The 14,713-nt window shown below is 67.0% G+C and carries 12 protein-coding genes; 6 read left to right on the top strand and 6 right to left on the bottom strand.

The window, feature by feature from the left end; genetic code table 11:
- Positions 1-3: 3 nt before the first annotated feature.
- Positions 4-1,113: an inositol-3-phosphate synthase gene (locus tag ACFWU5_RS13805; RefSeq protein ID WP_379267398.1), complete on the bottom strand. Its 1,110-nt coding sequence runs from the start codon at positions 1,111-1,113 to the stop codon at positions 4-6.
- Complete coding sequence (locus ACFWU5_RS13800) at positions 1,106-1,663, bottom strand: PadR family transcriptional regulator (protein ID WP_379246694.1); 558 nt, start codon at positions 1,661-1,663, stop codon at positions 1,106-1,108. Before ACFWU5_RS13800 ends, ACFWU5_RS13805 begins: the two co-directional genes overlap by 8 nt.
- A gap of 187 nt (positions 1,664-1,850) precedes the next feature.
- On the opposite strand from ACFWU5_RS13800, the gene ACFWU5_RS13795 reads away from it, so the two are divergent.
- The 3 genes from ACFWU5_RS13795 to ACFWU5_RS13785 all read left to right on the top strand — a co-directional run bounded on the left by ACFWU5_RS13795 (position 1,851) and on the right by ACFWU5_RS13785 (position 7,028).
- Positions 1,851-2,273, top strand: a complete 423-nt coding sequence (locus ACFWU5_RS13795) for a DUF5318 domain-containing protein (RefSeq protein ID WP_379246696.1) — start codon at positions 1,851-1,853, stop codon at positions 2,271-2,273.
- Between the two features lie 882 nt (positions 2,274-3,155).
- Entirely contained in the window at positions 3,156-5,321 is a 2,166-nt protein-coding gene (locus tag ACFWU5_RS13790; protein WP_379246764.1) for a transglycosylase domain-containing protein, read from the top strand.
- Positions 5,322-5,402: 81 nt separating this feature from the next.
- Positions 5,403-7,028 carry a glycosyltransferase family 87 protein gene (locus ACFWU5_RS13785; protein WP_379267442.1) on the top strand — a complete coding sequence of 542 codons (1,626 nt, stop codon included), beginning with the start codon at positions 5,403-5,405 and terminating at the stop codon, positions 7,026-7,028.
- Positions 7,029-7,035: 7 nt separating this feature from the next.
- Here the strand turns inward: ACFWU5_RS13785 and ACFWU5_RS13780 are convergent, their stop codons facing one another.
- The 3 genes from ACFWU5_RS13780 to ACFWU5_RS13770 form a co-directional block, all read right to left on the bottom strand.
- Positions 7,036-8,589: a TerD family protein gene (locus tag ACFWU5_RS13780; protein ID WP_379267397.1), complete on the bottom strand. Its 1,554-nt coding sequence runs from the start codon at positions 8,587-8,589 to the stop codon at positions 7,036-7,038.
- A 45-nt stretch (positions 8,590-8,634) separates the two neighbouring features.
- Entirely contained in the window at positions 8,635-9,951 is a 1,317-nt protein-coding gene (locus tag ACFWU5_RS13775; RefSeq protein ID WP_379246700.1) for a TerD family protein, read from the bottom strand.
- A 219-nt stretch (positions 9,952-10,170) separates the two neighbouring features.
- Positions 10,171-11,595: an RNA-guided endonuclease TnpB family protein gene (locus ACFWU5_RS13770; RefSeq protein WP_379267396.1), complete on the bottom strand. Its 1,425-nt coding sequence runs from the start codon at positions 11,593-11,595 to the stop codon at positions 10,171-10,173.
- 148 nt (positions 11,596-11,743) lie between these two features.
- Here ACFWU5_RS13770 and ACFWU5_RS13765 point away from each other — a divergent pair, with 148 nt between their 5' ends.
- From ACFWU5_RS13765 to ACFWU5_RS13755, 3 genes are read left to right on the top strand one after another with little or no spacing between them, the layout of a single operon-like run.
- On the top strand, positions 11,744-12,367 hold the full coding sequence (locus ACFWU5_RS13765) for an AIM24 family protein (RefSeq protein ID WP_379246704.1): 624 nt from the start codon (positions 11,744-11,746) through the stop codon (positions 12,365-12,367).
- Positions 12,368-12,376: 9 nt separating this feature from the next.
- A complete protein-coding gene (locus ACFWU5_RS13760) occupies positions 12,377-13,078 on the top strand; it encodes an AIM24 family protein (protein ID WP_379267395.1) in 702 nt (233 codons plus the stop codon).
- Between the two features lie 4 nt (positions 13,079-13,082).
- The gene (locus ACFWU5_RS13755; RefSeq protein ID WP_379246708.1) at positions 13,083-13,847 is read left to right on the top strand and encodes an AIM24 family protein; all 765 of its coding nucleotides are present in this window, start codon (positions 13,083-13,085) and stop codon (positions 13,845-13,847) included.
- A 46-nt stretch (positions 13,848-13,893) separates the two neighbouring features.
- Here the strand turns inward: ACFWU5_RS13755 and ACFWU5_RS13750 are convergent, their stop codons facing one another.
- A complete protein-coding gene (locus ACFWU5_RS13750; protein ID WP_379267441.1) occupies positions 13,894-14,685 on the bottom strand; it encodes an HAD family hydrolase in 792 nt (263 codons plus the stop codon).
- Positions 14,686-14,713 lie beyond the last annotated feature (28 nt).

Raw genomic sequence — 14,713 nt, 5'->3', positions numbered from 1 at the left:
TGATTAATCGGCACCGATGATGAACGCCTCGAGCTGAGTACGCGCGACATCGTCGGCGATCTGCTCGGGCGGGGACTTCATCAGGTAGGCCGAGGCCGGGATGACCGGTCCGCCGATGCCACGGTCCTTGGCGATCTTCGCCGCGCGCACCGCGTCGATGATGATGCCGGCCGAGTTCGGCGAATCCCACACCTCGAGCTTGTACTCCAGGCTGATCGGGGCGTCACCGAAGGCGCGACCCTCGAGGCGCACGTAGGCCCACTTGCGGTCGTCGAGCCACTCCACGTAGTCCGAGGGACCGATGTGGACGTTGCGGTCGTGGACCTTGCCCGCCAGCGAACCGGTGAGGTTCGAGGTGACGGCCTGGGTCTTGGAGACCTTCTTGGACTCGAGGCGATCGCGCTCGAGCATGTTCTTGAAGTCCATGTTGCCGCCGACATTGAGCTGGTAGGTGCGATCCAGCACCACGCCGCGGTCTTCGAACAGCTTGGCCATCACGCGGTGGGTGATGGTCGCGCCGACCTGGGACTTGATGTCGTCGCCGACGATCGGCACACCGGCGTCGGTGAACTTCTTCGCCCAGACCGGGTCCGAGGCGATGAACACCGGCAGCGCGTTGACGAACGCGACATCGGCGTCGATCGCGCACTGCGCGTAGAACTTGTCGGCCTCTTCCGAACCCACGGGCAGGTAGGAGACCAGCACGTCGACCTTGGCATCCTTGAGCGCCTTGACCACGTCGACCGCGGGGGCTTCGGACTGCTCGATGGTCATCGCGTAGTACTTGCCGATGCCGTCCAGGGTCGGGCCACGCAGGACCGTCACGCCGGTGGGCGGCACATCGGAGATCTTGATGGTGTTGTTCTCGCTGGCGAAGATGGCCTCGGCCAGGTCGAAGCCGACCTTCTTCGCGTCGACATCGAACGCGGCCACGAACTTCACGTCACGCACGTGGTAGCTACCGAACTTCACGTGCATGAGGCCGGGGACGACCGCGTTCTCGTCGGCGTCCTGGTAGTACTGCACGCCCTGCACGAGCGACGATGCGCAGTTGCCCACACCGACGATCGCTACGCGGACTTCGCCGGATCCAACCTTGTTGTCATCACTCATGGCCGCTGCTTCCCTCTTTCTGTGGTGCCGCCTTCGTTGATTGCTCCGCCGCAATCAACTCGTTGAGCCAGCGCACTTCGCGCTCGCTTGATTCCAATCCGAGCTGGTGGAGCTGCTTGGTGTAGCGATCCAGAGACCCGCTGGCCTTCTTGATCGCTTCCCGCAGGCCCTCTCGGCGCTCCTCGACCTGACGCCGCCTGCCTTCCAGAATCCGCATTCTCGCCTCGGCGGGAGTGCGACTGAAGAAGGCCAGGTGAACGCCGAAGCCGTCATCGGTGTAGTTCTGCGGACCGGTGTCGGCAAGGAGTTCGGAGAACCGTTCCCGGCCGACCGGTGTGAGCCGGTAGACGCGGCGCGCACGACGCGCGAGCGCGCCGTCCGGAAGCTCCTCGGCGATCAACCCGTCGGACTGCATCCTGCGCAGCGTCGGGTAGAGCGAACCGTAGGAGAAGGCCCGGAACGCTCCGAGCAGGCCCGTCAACCGCTTGCGCAGCTCGTAACCGTGCATGGGCGCGTCGAGGAGCAGGCCGAGAATCGCCAATTCGAGCATGCCGACCTCACTCCCTGACTATGACGACCTGACAGGCCGAACGGACCTAACCGTGGATGCGAGTTCCCACTATATCGGAGCGATACATCTGTGGATAGGCAGATCACACAACAAGCGGCGCGAGGATGGCGCAGATCACTGACGGCGACCAAGGCACCGGCAACGGAAATCAATCCCCGCTACTCTGGTGATCGTGCGAATTCAGCGGCAGGTGGTGGACTATGCGCTCCGGCGCAGGTCACTGCTGGCCGATGTCTCCGCGGGGCGGGTCGGTGTCGCGGAAGTGTGCGACGCCAATCCCTATCTGCTCAAGGCCGCGAAATTTCACGGCCGGGGCAGTGAGGTGACCTGCCCGATCTGTCGAAAAGAGCAGCTGACGTTGGTTTCCTGGGTGTTCGGCGACGGGCTGGGCCAAGCGGCCGGGTCGGCGCGCACACCCGAGGAATTGACGCGGATGGCAGAGTCGAACGAAGAGTTCTCGGTGCACGTGGTCGAGGTCTGTCGTTCGTGCAGCTGGAACCATCTGGTGCAGTCCTACGTACTCGGCACAGCGCCGGCACCGGCTTCGCGACGAACCAGTTCACGAGTCCGGCGCTCTGCTGCCGAGTGAAGAAGTGCTCGCACAAGTGATGGTGGCCACCGCGTGCTGCGCCACTGTTCGGGGTGCACCTCATCCGCGCCGGTTCTCCGGCGCGGATGTCATGTGCGGCGTTGAACCTTACAAGTTATGGAGATCTGGTCAGTGAGTTCGCCCTACGAATCCTCCCCCCACGGCGATGATCCGCGCGGCGGCCGTCCGGCACGCGGCGCACAGCCGGGTCTCCCCCCACAGTCGGGTGATCGACGCGGTGGTCCGCCGCCGCGGCTTCCAGGCAATGGCGGTCCACAGGGTGGACCCGTGCAGGGTGGTCGGCCGCAGGGTGGTCCGGTGCCCGGTGGGCGTGGTCCGCAGGGGCCGCCGCCCGGGCGTGGACAGGCTCCGCCGCCGGGTGGGGTACCGCCGCGTCGACCGGGTCCGCCGCCGCAGCGTCCGGGTGTGCCGCAGGGTGGGCCCGTGCAGGGCAGGCCGCCGCAGGGTAGGCCCGGTCAGCCGGGTCGTCCGGTGCCGCCGCCCGCTGCCAATGCCACTCAGAAACTTCCGCGTCCCGGCAGTCCCGACGAGCCGACCGTGCGCTCGGGTGATCGGACCGTGCGCGCTGGTGGTGCGGCTGCTGCCGCGCGTGCCGGTGCGGCTCGTCGTCCCGGCGGTCCCGTCTCCGGTGAACGTCGCGCGACCGCGGGTGGTCCGACCACCGGCGAACGTCGCGCGTCCGCTGCGGGTGGTCCGCTCGCGGGCGAACGTCGTGGCACCGGTCCGGGTCGCCCCGGCGGCCCCCCGCCGAGTGGCCCACGTAACCGTCGCGACGGTGGCGGGGGCGACGATGGCTCCGGTAGTGATGGTGCGGTGAAGAAATCGCCGTGGCGACTTGTTCGCCGGACCGTCTACGTCCTGATGGCACTGGCCATCGTGGTGCCCAGCGCCGTGTTCCTGGTCGCCTACACCGCGGTGTCGGTGCCCAAGCCCGGTGATCTGCAGACCAACCAGGTCGCGACGATCTTCGCCGCCGACGGCACCACCGAGATCAGCAAAGTCGTTCCGCCGCAAGGCAACCGCACCGAGGTGTCGATCGATCAGATCCCGCCGCACGTGCGCAACGCGGTGATCGCCGCCGAGGACCGCGACTTCTACACCAACCCCGGCTTCTCGGTGTCGGGCTTCGCCCGGGCCGCGCGCGACAACATCCTCGGCAAGGAAAGCGCCGGTGGTGGTTCCACGATCACCCAGCAGTACGTGAAGAACGCGCTGGTCGGCGACGAACGGTCGATGACCCGCAAGATGCACGAGCTGGTGATCTCGGCGAAGATGGCGCGGCAGTGGAGCAAGGAAGACATCCTCGCCGCCTACCTCAACACCATCTACTTCGGTCGTGGCGCGTACGGCATCGACGCCGCCGCCAAGGCGTACTTCGGCAAGCCGGTGCAGGAACTGACCGTGTCCGAGGGCGCGGTGCTGGCCGCCACGATTCAGCTGCCGTCGCTGCTGGACCCGGAGAAGAACCCCGACGGCGCGCGGTCGCGCTGGAACTACGTGCTCGACGGCATGGTCGCGGAGAACAACCTGCCCGCCACCGAACGCGCGTCGATGCAGTACCCGCAGGTGGTCACGCTGGAATCGCTGGGCGAGAAGGCCGGTGACAGCGGGCCGGAGGGTCTGGTGAAGAACCAGGTGCTCAAGGAGCTGTCCGAAGCGGGCATCAGCGAGCAGCAGCTCAACACCGAGGGCCTGCAGATCACCACCACCATCGACAAGAAGGCGCAGGACGCCGCGATCAAGGCCGCGCAGGGCAAGCTGGAGGGTGAGCCCGAGAACCTGCGCACCGCGGTGGTGTCCATCGACCCGCGCAGCGGTGCGGTGCGTGCCTACTACGGCGGCGCCGACGGGCAGGGCTACGACTTCGCCAATGCCGGTCTGCCGACCGGTTCTTCGTTCAAGGCGATCGGTCTGGCCGCCAATCTCGAACAGGGCGTTCCGCTTTCGCAGCTGTACGACAGCTCGCCGATCACCGTCAACGGCATTCAGATCGGCAATGTCGAGGGCGAGGGTTGCGGCATGTGCACCATCGCCGAGGCGATGAAGCGCTCGCTGAACACCAGCTTCTACCGGATGCAGCTGGACATGCAGAACGGTCCGCAGAAGATCGCCGACATGGGCCACAAGCTCGGCATCGCCAAGGAACTGCCCGGCATCGGCCCCACGCTGACCGAGCCCGGCGGCGTGGGCCCCAACAACGGCATCGTGCTCGGCCAGTACCAGTCGCGCCCGCTGGATATGGCCTCGGCCTACGCCACGTTCGCGGCGTCGGGTGTCTATCACGCACCGCATTTCGTGCAGCGCGTGGTCACGGCCAAGGGTGAGGTGCTGCTCGACCGCGGCGAGCCCGCCGGTGAACAGCGCATCAGCGCGGCCGTGGCCGACAACGTCACCGCGGCGATGAAGCCGATCGCGGCCTACTCGCGCAACCACAACCTCGCGGGCGGCCGGGAGTCCGCGGCCAAGACCGGCACTCACCAGCTCGGCGACACCGGCAACAACCGCGACGCCTGGATGGTCGGGTACACCCCGTCGCTGTCGACCGCGGTGTGGATCGGTACCGAGCAGGGCGAGGCGATCAAGAACTACGGCGGCAGCATCATCTACGGTTCCGGACTGCCGTCCGATATCTGGAAGTCGGCGATGGACGGCGCGCTGTCGGGCACGCCGAACGAGTCGTTCCCCAAGCCCGCCCCGATCAAGGGCCAGGCCGGTGTGCCGGAGTGGTCGGCGCCGTACACCGCGCCCGAGACCACCGCGCCGGTGCTCGTGCCGCCGGTGATCGTGCCCTCGGAAGTGGAGATCCTGCCCGGCGTGCGGATTCCGGTGCCCGGCATCCAGCAGCCCGCCGTGCCGCAGTCGCAGCAGGCTCCCGAGACCGGTGCGGGGCCGCTGCCGGGCCAGCCGACGGCGGGACCGGGTACACCGGGCAACGGCAACGGCGGCACTCCCAGACCGGGCGGTGGCGCCACCGGCAACGACGACGAGAGCAGCGGCGCGGGAACCACGCCGACCCGATCCCGGTAGCCACCGGTAGCCTCGGATGTCGTGACCGATCAGCAACTCACGGAATCCCCGGCGACCAGCAGTACCAGGCCGGGCCGTGGGGTGGGGTATGTGGCGCCTGCCCCACTGGCACCGGACCTGCGGTCGATCGACGCCCGCGACCTGCCCAGCCGCAACGACTCGCTGACCGCGCAGCTGTCCACCGTGATCGGCGGCCCGGTCGGCGAGCACGCGCTGATCGGGCGGGTGCGGTTCTGGACGCCGCTGCGGGTGCTGTTCGCGTTCACCGTGATCTTCCTGGCGCTGGGCTGGACCGCCAAGGCCGGCTGCATCCAGCAGACCGACGACGGCAACGGCGGGCTGACACTGGACTGGAACAACGGCCGCCAATACGTGGCCATGTGCTACTCCGACACGGTGCCGCTGTACGGCGCCGAACGGCTCAACGAGGGCGCGTTCCCGTACAAGAAGTCCTGGACCGAATCCACGCCCGACGGCGGCACCGAGACCAGATACATGGAGTATCCGGTGCTTTCGGGGCTGTACCAGTACGTGGCGATGCAGATCGGCAATGTGTGGGACCACCTGCCGTTGCCGGGTGCGATGTCGGTGGTGGTCTATTTCAATGTGGTGGCGCTGGGTCTGTGCGTCGGGTGGTTGATCACGGTGTGGGCGACCTCGCGATTAGCCGGGCGGCGGGTGTGGGATGCGGCGTTGGTCGCGGTGTCGCCGTTGGTGATCGTGCACATGTTCACCAACTTCGACGCTCTCGCAACGGCTTTCGCGGCTACCGGGTTGTTGGCGTGGGCTCGGCGTAAGCCGGTGCTGGCGGGGGTTCTGCTGGGCTTGGGTGGGGCGGCGAAGTTGTATCCACTGTTGCTGCTGGGTCCGATTGTGGTGCTGTGCTTGCGGATTTCGCCTGCGGGGCTGCGGTTGCGCGATATCGACAGTGTCGAGGCTGCGCGGAGCTGGTTGCGAGAGACGCCGTTAGGTGCGGCTACGTTGGCCGTGGTCGCCGCGTTGGGGACGTGGGCGGCGGTGAACCTGCCGATCGCCGCGCTGTACCCGGAAGGGTGGCGAGAGTTCTTCCGGCTCAACACCACTCGGCACGCGGACCCCGATTCGATCTACAACGTGATCACCTCGTTCACCGGGTGGGCCGGGTTCGACGGGTCGATCGGGCACGGTGAACCGCCGACCATTCTGAACGCGGTGTCACTGCTGGCCTTCCTCGCCGCCTGCCTCGGCATCGCCTACCTGGCGCTCACCGCGCCGCGTCGCCCTCGACTGACCCAGCTGTGTTTCCTGGTGGTGGCGGCGTTCCTGCTCACCAACAAGGTATGGAGTCCGCAGTACTCGCTGTGGTTGGTGCCGCTGGCGGTGCTCGCGTTGCCGCATCGGCGAATTCTGTTGGCGTGGATGACTATTGACGCTCTGGTGTGGGTGCCTCGGATGTACTACTACCTCGGCGAGGACAACAAGGGTCTGCCCGAGCAGTGGTTCACCGGAACTGTGGTGTTGCGTGACTTGGCGGTGCTCGGGCTGTGCGCGCTGATCATCTACGAGATCCTGCGCCCGCAAGACGATCTGGTGCGACGCGACTTCGTCGACGATCCCGCCGGCGGCATTCTGGATCGCGCTCCCGATCCGCTGCTGCCGTGGCTGCCGCAGTTCCTGCGGCCGAAGGAGGCCAGGGTCAGTTCACGGCCCGCGTGCGTGCCGGACTGATACCGCCTTACATGCGCAGGTAGCGGGCCTGTAGTTCGGGTTCGGCGGGGAGCATGTCCAGGTCGAGTTCCCAGGCGTTGCCGGTCCAGGGGTCGAACAGGGGGGTGCCTGGCATGGTGGGTAGGTGGCGGCAGGATTGGGCTAGTAGGTCCACCGGGCCGTCGCCGGAATCGCCGCTGCCGCTGCCGACGATGAGCAGGGACAGGCCGATCAGGTCGCCGCGGACCATCAGTTGGCCGAGGCGGATCACGTCGCTGGCCTGGTAGCCGTGGGGGAAGTCGGCGGCGACCAGGATGCGGTGTTCGGTGGGTGGGACGGCTTGTCCACTGTTGTAAGCGATTTCGGCCAGTTCGGCGGCATGGGACAGTGCGCCCAGGCGGGCGGAGATGTCACCGTGGTCGGTGATCACCGGGCCCGCCAGCAGCGGGGTCAAGGGGGTCGCGATGGCGCGTAGGCCGCCGGTGAGGTCGATCAGGTCGACTCTGGTCGGCTTGTCGGGGATGGCGGCGACCAGGCGGGCGACCAGTGCGCCGACCACGCGTGAAGCCGCGGCGGAGGATTCGGTGTCGACCCACAGTGGCCGATTCAGCGGTACCGGAACGCAATACGGCACGCGCAGGCCGCCGCGGTCCATGGCGTGCAGCTCGCCGAGGCGGATGCCGTCGCTGCGGGCGGCGCGGGCGGTCCAGGCGGGGGCCAGCCAGGAAGCCAACGCGGCGGGCATGACAGCGTCGGCTTCGGCGATCTCGTGGCCGAGGTGGTCACTGTCGCGGCGGTGGTCGGCGTCGGCCACGGCTACCAGTTCGTCGTGGCGGCGCTGGGCGGCGGCGCGGGCCGCGTCGGCCGCGGGGGTGTTGCGGGTGGCCGGGTTCGACACCGCTTCGGACAGTTCCTGATCCAGGCGTTTGGTCGCGTAGTCGCGCGCGGAAACCAGCGCGGCGGCGGAGCGGGCGGCGTCTTCGAAGATCATCCACATGCGCTGCAGGCCGTGGTCGACCTCCAAGGGTGCGCCCGATACGGGAACGGGTCGCGCGACCGTCTCCGTGGGTGCGCTCGCCGGCGCCAGTGGTGCGGGCTGCCATGCCTGTGCCGGAACAGGTTCGGGGGCGGTGACGCCGTGCGTTGTCAGCAGCTGTGTCGCCCCGCCCGCGTAGCCCTGGCCCAGTGCGCGCAGCTTCCAGCCGCCGTTGCGGCGGTACACCTCGAGGCAGATCAGCGCGCTCTCGCCCGCGGTCGGCGCGATCACGAATTCTGCTGTGGGGCTGCCGTTTTCGAACAGTGACGCGGTGACGGCGGGAAGGGTTCTGCCCGCCGTCACGAACAACAGCACCGCGTGCGCGTCCGAACGCACCTGCGACAGCGTCAGATCCACCGCCGCGCCGGCGAAACTCACCCCCGGCGCCGCAGGCCGCGACGCGCACACGTGATCGTGCACGTCGCGAACCCGCAGATCCTCACCGACCACCAGCGCCGCCAGTTCGACGGTGCCGGTGGTCTGCGCGGTGAAGCGCACGGAATCAGCGGTCAGAGCAGTGTTCTGCCCGGCCTTCAGGTGAATCACGGTGTCTGCCCTGCTCTGTCGCGCGTTCGGAGTGTGTTGCCTTCTTCAGTTGCCGCCGAGGAACCGGCCCAGCTGCGGCACCGCTTCGCCGGGATGCTTGGCGTTGAAACCCTCGCCCAGCGCCTGCATCTTCCAGTCGCCGCCCACCCGGTAGACCTTCGCCATCGCCATCGCGGTGAACGGCATACCACCCGCGAGGGTGTAGCGGGCCAGTTCGGCGTTGGTCGTGCCGTCGATCAGGCGGCTGAACGCGTTCTGCACCTGTTCGAAGGAATGGCCCTTGTACGAGGTGACGATGAACAGCAGCGTGGTGATGTGGGCGGGGATCCGGGTGAGGTCGACCAGGATCATCTCGTCGTCGCCGTCGCCTTCGCCGGTGAGGTTGTCACCCTGGTGGCGCACGGAACCGTCCTTCGACGACAGCTGGCCGTAGTAGGCCACGTCGACGAGGTTCTGGTCGGCGAACAGGCAGACCGAGGCGTCCAGGTCGATGTCGACGGTGCGGTTGCCGAACATGCCGCGCGTGCGCACCGGGTCCCAACCCAGGCCCATCTTCACGAAGGTCAGCGCGGCGCCGCCCTCCTTGCGCAACGTGACCCGCTGGCCCTTCTGCAGGCTGACCGGGCGATCCTTGCTCAGGCTGATCTCACCGGCGGGCTGCGGCGGCGCGGGCGGCGCGTAGCCGGGTGCGCCCTGGGCGGCCGGATAGGCCGGTCCGGGCGGCGGCGGCGGGTACCCACCGGCGGGCTGTGGCGGCGGCGGGTAGCCACCGAAGGCGGGCGCGGGCGGCGGGTAGTTCGGCGCGGGCGGCGGCGGGGGCGGCGGAGCCTGCTGCGGGGCGGCGGCCTGCGCGGGCGAATCATCCACCTGCACACCGTGATCGGTGACCAGCGCGGCGAAACCACCCGCGTAACCCTGACCGACCGCACGCACCTTCCAGCTGCCCTGGCGGCGGTACAGCTCGAGCGCGATCACGATCGACTCGGTGGTCAGGCCCTCGATCGTGTAGCTGAACAGCTGATTGCCCGACGCGTCGGACACGATCGCCGTCGGCGGGGCGAAGCGGCCGAAATTGCTGGTCGCGTCGTCGAGGGTGATCACCGCGCGGATCTGATCGATATCGGCGGGCACCGCCGACAACGACACCGCAAGCGACGCAGGCTGACCCGCGGGCCCGGGGCGCAAATCGACACCCGGACCGCTCGGCTGGTTGTAGAAGACGAAATCAGCGTCGGTGCGGACCTTGCCCTGCTCGGTCACGAGCAGCGCGGAAAGGTCGGCCGGGGCGGTGACCTGGAGCGAGATCACCACGTCACTGACGGCCAACGGGCCGTTCTGGCCCTTGGCGAGTGTTGCAGACAAGTTCGACCCTTCGCTTGTCGTTGTTGGTGTCGATGAGACTCGCCTGTCACTCTACGAGAAAGCGGGCCGGTGCGTCCGGGCTCTGTGACGGGAGCACAGATCGGACTACGTCGCGCGCACATTGTTTCGGTGCCCCGGGCGCGGTTTCGCCTGATCGGTTACAGCGCATCCGGAATCTCAGATGGTTTCGGATGCCGCCCTTCTCGGACGTCCCTCAGCTCACGCCACAGCAGTGACGCAAACCTCGGTTCCTGCGTCTACCAGGACGGTTTCACCAACATTGGAATGTCGGTCAGCGCCTTCCTGTCGGCGGGCATTGGTAACCCGGCCTCCTGCTGGGAGGTCCGGGGATCGTGACAAGTCTTTGTTCAAGGTGGGCCAGTGGGCGAGGTTGACCGCCGCGTTCAGGTCCCGGTCGGCCCGGTGCCCGCATCTGCACACGAACACTCGATCCGCCAACGACAACCCTGGTGTGATCGCTCCGCACGCCGAGCAGCGTTTACTCGACGGGAACCAGCGGTCAGCGACCGCGACTTCGCCGCCTCGCCACGCCTGCTTGTAAGTGAGCAAGCGGGCGAAATCCGACCACCCCACATCGGCGATCGCGCGCGCGAGACGGGGATTGCCCAGCATGCCCGCTACATTCAGGTCCTCGATCACGAGCCGGTCGTGGGTTTTGACCAACTGGTTTGCGGCCTGATGCAGACAGTGGCGACGAATATTCCGGACCCGGTGATGGTGTCGGGTCAACCGTGCCGCTGCCTGTTGATGATGGGCCGAGCCTCGCCGTTTGCGAGAAACCGCCTTCGCAAGGCGTCGTTGCCGAACCAGTCCAGCAGCTAAGGGTTTCGGGGCCTGGACGCGAGCGACTTCGGTGCCGTCGGTGGTGGCCGCGACTAGGAACGCGATCAACCCGCGATCCACACCTACCCAACCACCATCACCGCGTTCACTGGGACGGTGATGGTGGGCGGGGTGCAGGTCGGCGGCTTGCACTGTCAGCCCGATCCACCACCGGCCCGCCCGTAGGGTGACCGTGGCCTGGACGATTTTCGCGCGGCCTCCTGCGATCATTCGCCGTAACCTGCGGGTGTCGTCGCGGACTGCGATGGTGCCTAGCCCGGGCAGGGTCACTGACCGTACGTGGACACTGTCCCCGACTCGGATTGCCGACCGCCCGTTCTTGGCATGCGTGTTGCGCAGTCGGAACGCCGGGACAGCCTTGTTCTTCTTCTTGAACCGGGGAAACCCGACCCGTTTACCAGCGCGTTTGCCGGTGCGGAAGTCAGTAAACGCGGCCAGCCCGCGTGCGCAGTCCACGGCGGCTTCTTCGAAGACCTGCTGATGAATCTGGCCACGCCAAGCCAACCCGGTCACTACGATTTCGGCGGTACCGGCGGAATCGACCGTGAACAGCCTGCCAGCGGCCTCGGTCTTCTTCCACGCGTTGAACGCGTTGATCAGGTCGAACCTGGTCCACGGAACCCGCACGTCGGGATGATTGTTGCGTTGCGTTAGTGCGATTTTCACCATGCCGAGACATTGGTTGAACGCGAAACGAGCCGCCCCGGCATGTCGGGTGAGCACGCCGGACTGGTCGACTGTGGGGTCGAGGCAGTAGCGGAATGTGGTGTGGCGGCTCATCATTGGCCATACTAGTCATAGCCGAGCAGCATTGATAATGACTTAGGTCACATCCACTAGGTTGAGCCTGGTGCTCGGATGCGCTGTTAGGGTGGCGTCGCAGTCGCAACCGGCGGACATCCGCCCACGCAGAGGAGCCACACACCTGATGGCGCAATTGTTCGAGAAGTCCAAGAAGGTGATCGAGGCGCACCTCGCGGGGACCAGTATCCGCGCGATCTCCGGCTCGATGGTGGCCTACGAAGGCAACGTGCAGTTCAAATCGGCCGGGTTCGGCGGCGGCGAGGGCGTGCTCAACGGGCTCAAACGCCGCGCCACCGGCGAGAAGCTGTCGCTGATGGAATGCAACGGCAACGGCAAGGTGTTCTTCGCGGTCAACGGCCAGAACGTGACCGTGGTGGACCTGAACAACGACACCCTGCAGGTCGAGTCGCAGCAGTTGCTGGCCTTCGCGGGCAATCTGCGCACCGATGTGCGGTTCGCCGGTGTGGGCGGAATGTCTGCCGGCAGTGGACTTTTCACCACCACGGTCAGCGGGCAGGGCCAGGTGGCGCTGCTGTCGGCCGGTGGGCCACTGATCCACCTCGAGGTGTCCCCGCAGTTTCCGCTGATCGTGGATCCCGACGCGTTCGTCGCCTCGCGCGGCAACCTCAATCAGTCGTTCATCACCGATGTCTCGTGGCGCACGGCGGTCGGACAGGATGCGGGCGAAGCCTTTTCGCTGCGCTTCGACGGCCAGGGCGTGGTGTTGATCCAGCCGGCGGAACGGTAAGGGCGGGCGATGTTCGAAACTGTCAACAGCAAGGTCGTCAAGGTCGATGTCGGGCAGGCGGGCGGGGTCGTCGCGCGCTCGGGCGCGATGCTGTTCTACACCGGCCAGGTGGCGTTCGCGCCGCACCAGATCCCCGGCGGCGGTGGGGGAATGGGCGGCGGTGGGCTGATGCGGATGGCCGGATCGATGATGGCCGGTGAGCACCAGCGGACGATGCTCGCGCGCGGAAACGGTGTTGTCCATTACGGATTCGCCGGACTGGAAGTGCACGTGGTGCACATGCAGCCGGGTGCGGTGATGCGCGTGGAGGCTTCGCGGTTGCTCGCGCAGACGGCCGGATTGCAGGCTTCCGTTGTGTCCGTTGCCAGTTCAGGTGGCGGGGGCGGTGGCGGCGGCGGGCTGATGGGTGCGCTGCGCGGTGCCGCGGCGGGAGTCGCGACCGGCACCGGCATGTTCACCACGCAGCTCAGCGGACAGGGTTCGGCGGTGCTGCTCGCGCACGGTGGATTCCTGGAACTGCCTGTGGGCGGGCCGAATCCGATCGTGGTCGACCCGCAGGCGTTCGTCGCCGCGTACGGCAATGTGCAGACCGAACTGAAGTCGGCGATGGGGTGGCGCGACGCGGTGGGTCGCGGTGCGGGCGAGGCGATGCAATTGCATTGCCACGGCCAGGGTGTGGTGTACGTGCAGGCCTCCGAAGAGAAGTTGTGAACCGATGAGCGACATCCTCTCCCCGAACAATCTCGGACCGAGCGACAACATTCCGGGCAACAGCTACGCCTACTGCATCGACCTGACCGGGCCGTGGTTCATGCGCAAGGGCGCGATGATCGCCTACTACGGGCAGATCGAGTTCCAGATGCTCACGCACGGGCTGCAGGGCAACCTCATGCACATGGTGAGCAGCCAGTTCTCCGCGCCGCTGTTCGCCGGCGAGTACGTGGTGGCGCAGGGGCACGGGAAGCTGATCATCGGCGACCGCGGATACGACATCAACTCCTTCGACCTCGAAGACGGCAACCTCACCATTCGTGGGGCGAACCTGCTGGCCTTCGAACCGGGGCTGGCGTTGAAGCAGTCGATCGTGCCGGGGTTCCTCACGCTGATCGGGACCGGGAAGTTCCTCGCGTCGTCGAACGGGCCGGTGATGTTCGCCGAACCGCCGTTGCGTGTCGACCCGGAATCGCTTGTCGGATGGGCTGATTGCCCGTCTCCGTCCCACCACTACGACCAGGGGTGGATCGGTAGTTTCCTCGCGGCGGGGGCGGCCCGGATGGGTGCCAATTCCGGTGAGGAGCGGCAGTTCGACTTCACCGGTGCGGGGACTGTGCTGATCCAGTCGACCGAGAAGATCATGAGTGACAATGCGCTGGTGCGCACCATCGAGGGGCAGTTGCAAAGTGGTGTCACTGTTGGTGGGCTGCAGCGGATTCAGGGTGTGATCGCGCAGCAGTTGGCTGGTCAGCAGCAGCACTACTGATCGCGCCGGAACCCGGGTGCCGTTGGTGCACCCGGGTTTTCGCGTGTCAGGCCGGTTCTGTGACCGGCACCGCGGCGTGGAACCAGTCGAGGATTTCCTCGCCTGCCAGGATGCCGGTGGCGGTGGTGATCGTGAGGTTGGGCGCGGTGAAGTTCAGGTCGTGCAGTTCACCGTGGGCCGGGCGGATCGCGGCGTCGGCTGCTTTCAGCATTTCGGCGTCGAGAGCGCCGTCGCCTGCGGTGAACAGTGTTGCGGTGCTGGCTAATTCGCCTGCGTCTGTCAGCCTTGTGCGGACTTCGCCTACGGCGAGACTCTTACAGACCGCGTCGGGCATCGTGTAGATCTTGCGGCCCTGTTGGGACGCGGACCAGCCGTTGGCGCGGCACCAGGTGTCCCATTCGGCGAGGAAGCCCGAGGGGACCTCGTCGGGGCGGACCACCAGGTAGCAGAACAGTTCGTCGGCCTCGCGGTACTTGGTGACCCAGGAATCGTCGATGCGCGAACGCAATTCGGCGCCGACATCGGCCAGGGTGGCACCGCTGGCGCGGACCTGGTCGTCGATGGCGAGGCGCCAGGCCGGATCGGGGATGCCGTCGACGAGGATGTTGCCGCCGTTGCTGGTGATGGCGTACTTCCACGGGGCGCCGGGCAGGGCGATGCGCTGGAACTGCTCGATGGTGCGGGTGGTCGTCGGGATCACCGGGGCGAGCGCGGCCAGCTCGCGCAGGCGGGCGATCGCGGTGGTGGTCATGTACGACAGGGGTTCGCCCTCGTAGTACTCCACGCATTCCTTCTCCACATCTTCGGCGCCACCGAAGCCGTTGCGGGAGAAGATCATTGTTCTGTCGAGATCGGTAGCGAATAGC

Source organism: Nocardia sp. NPDC058640 (assembly GCF_042716995.1).
In the GTDB taxonomy this organism is placed as follows: Bacteria; Actinomycetota; Actinomycetes; order Mycobacteriales; family Mycobacteriaceae; genus Nocardia.
Note: the sequence above shows the minus strand (reverse complement) of the source record. Positions and strands in the feature narration are given on the sequence as shown.

Bases quoted from the DNA above. Each gene is read 5' to 3' on its own strand.
- ACFWU5_RS13805 (WP_379267398.1), bottom strand. From the start codon at position 1,113: ATGAGTGATGACAACAAGGTTGGATCCGGCGAAGTCCGCGTAGCGATC.
- ACFWU5_RS13800 (WP_379246694.1), bottom strand. From the start codon at position 1,663: ATGCTCGAATTGGCGATTCTCGGCCTGCTCCTCGACGCGCCCATGCAC.
- ACFWU5_RS13790 (WP_379246764.1), top strand. From the start codon at position 3,156: ATGGCACTGGCCATCGTGGTGCCCAGCGCCGTGTTCCTGGTCGCCTAC.
- ACFWU5_RS13770 (WP_379267396.1), bottom strand. From the start codon at position 11,595: ATGAGCCGCCACACCACATTCCGCTACTGCCTCGACCCCACAGTCGAC.
- ACFWU5_RS13765 (WP_379246704.1), top strand. From the start codon at position 11,744: ATGGCGCAATTGTTCGAGAAGTCCAAGAAGGTGATCGAGGCGCACCTC.
- ACFWU5_RS13760 (WP_379267395.1), top strand. From the start codon at position 12,377: ATGTTCGAAACTGTCAACAGCAAGGTCGTCAAGGTCGATGTCGGGCAG.
- ACFWU5_RS13755 (WP_379246708.1), top strand. From the start codon at position 13,083: ATGAGCGACATCCTCTCCCCGAACAATCTCGGACCGAGCGACAACATT.
- ACFWU5_RS13750 (WP_379267441.1), bottom strand. From the start codon at position 14,685: ATGATCTTCTCCCGCAACGGCTTCGGTGGCGCCGAAGATGTGGAGAAG.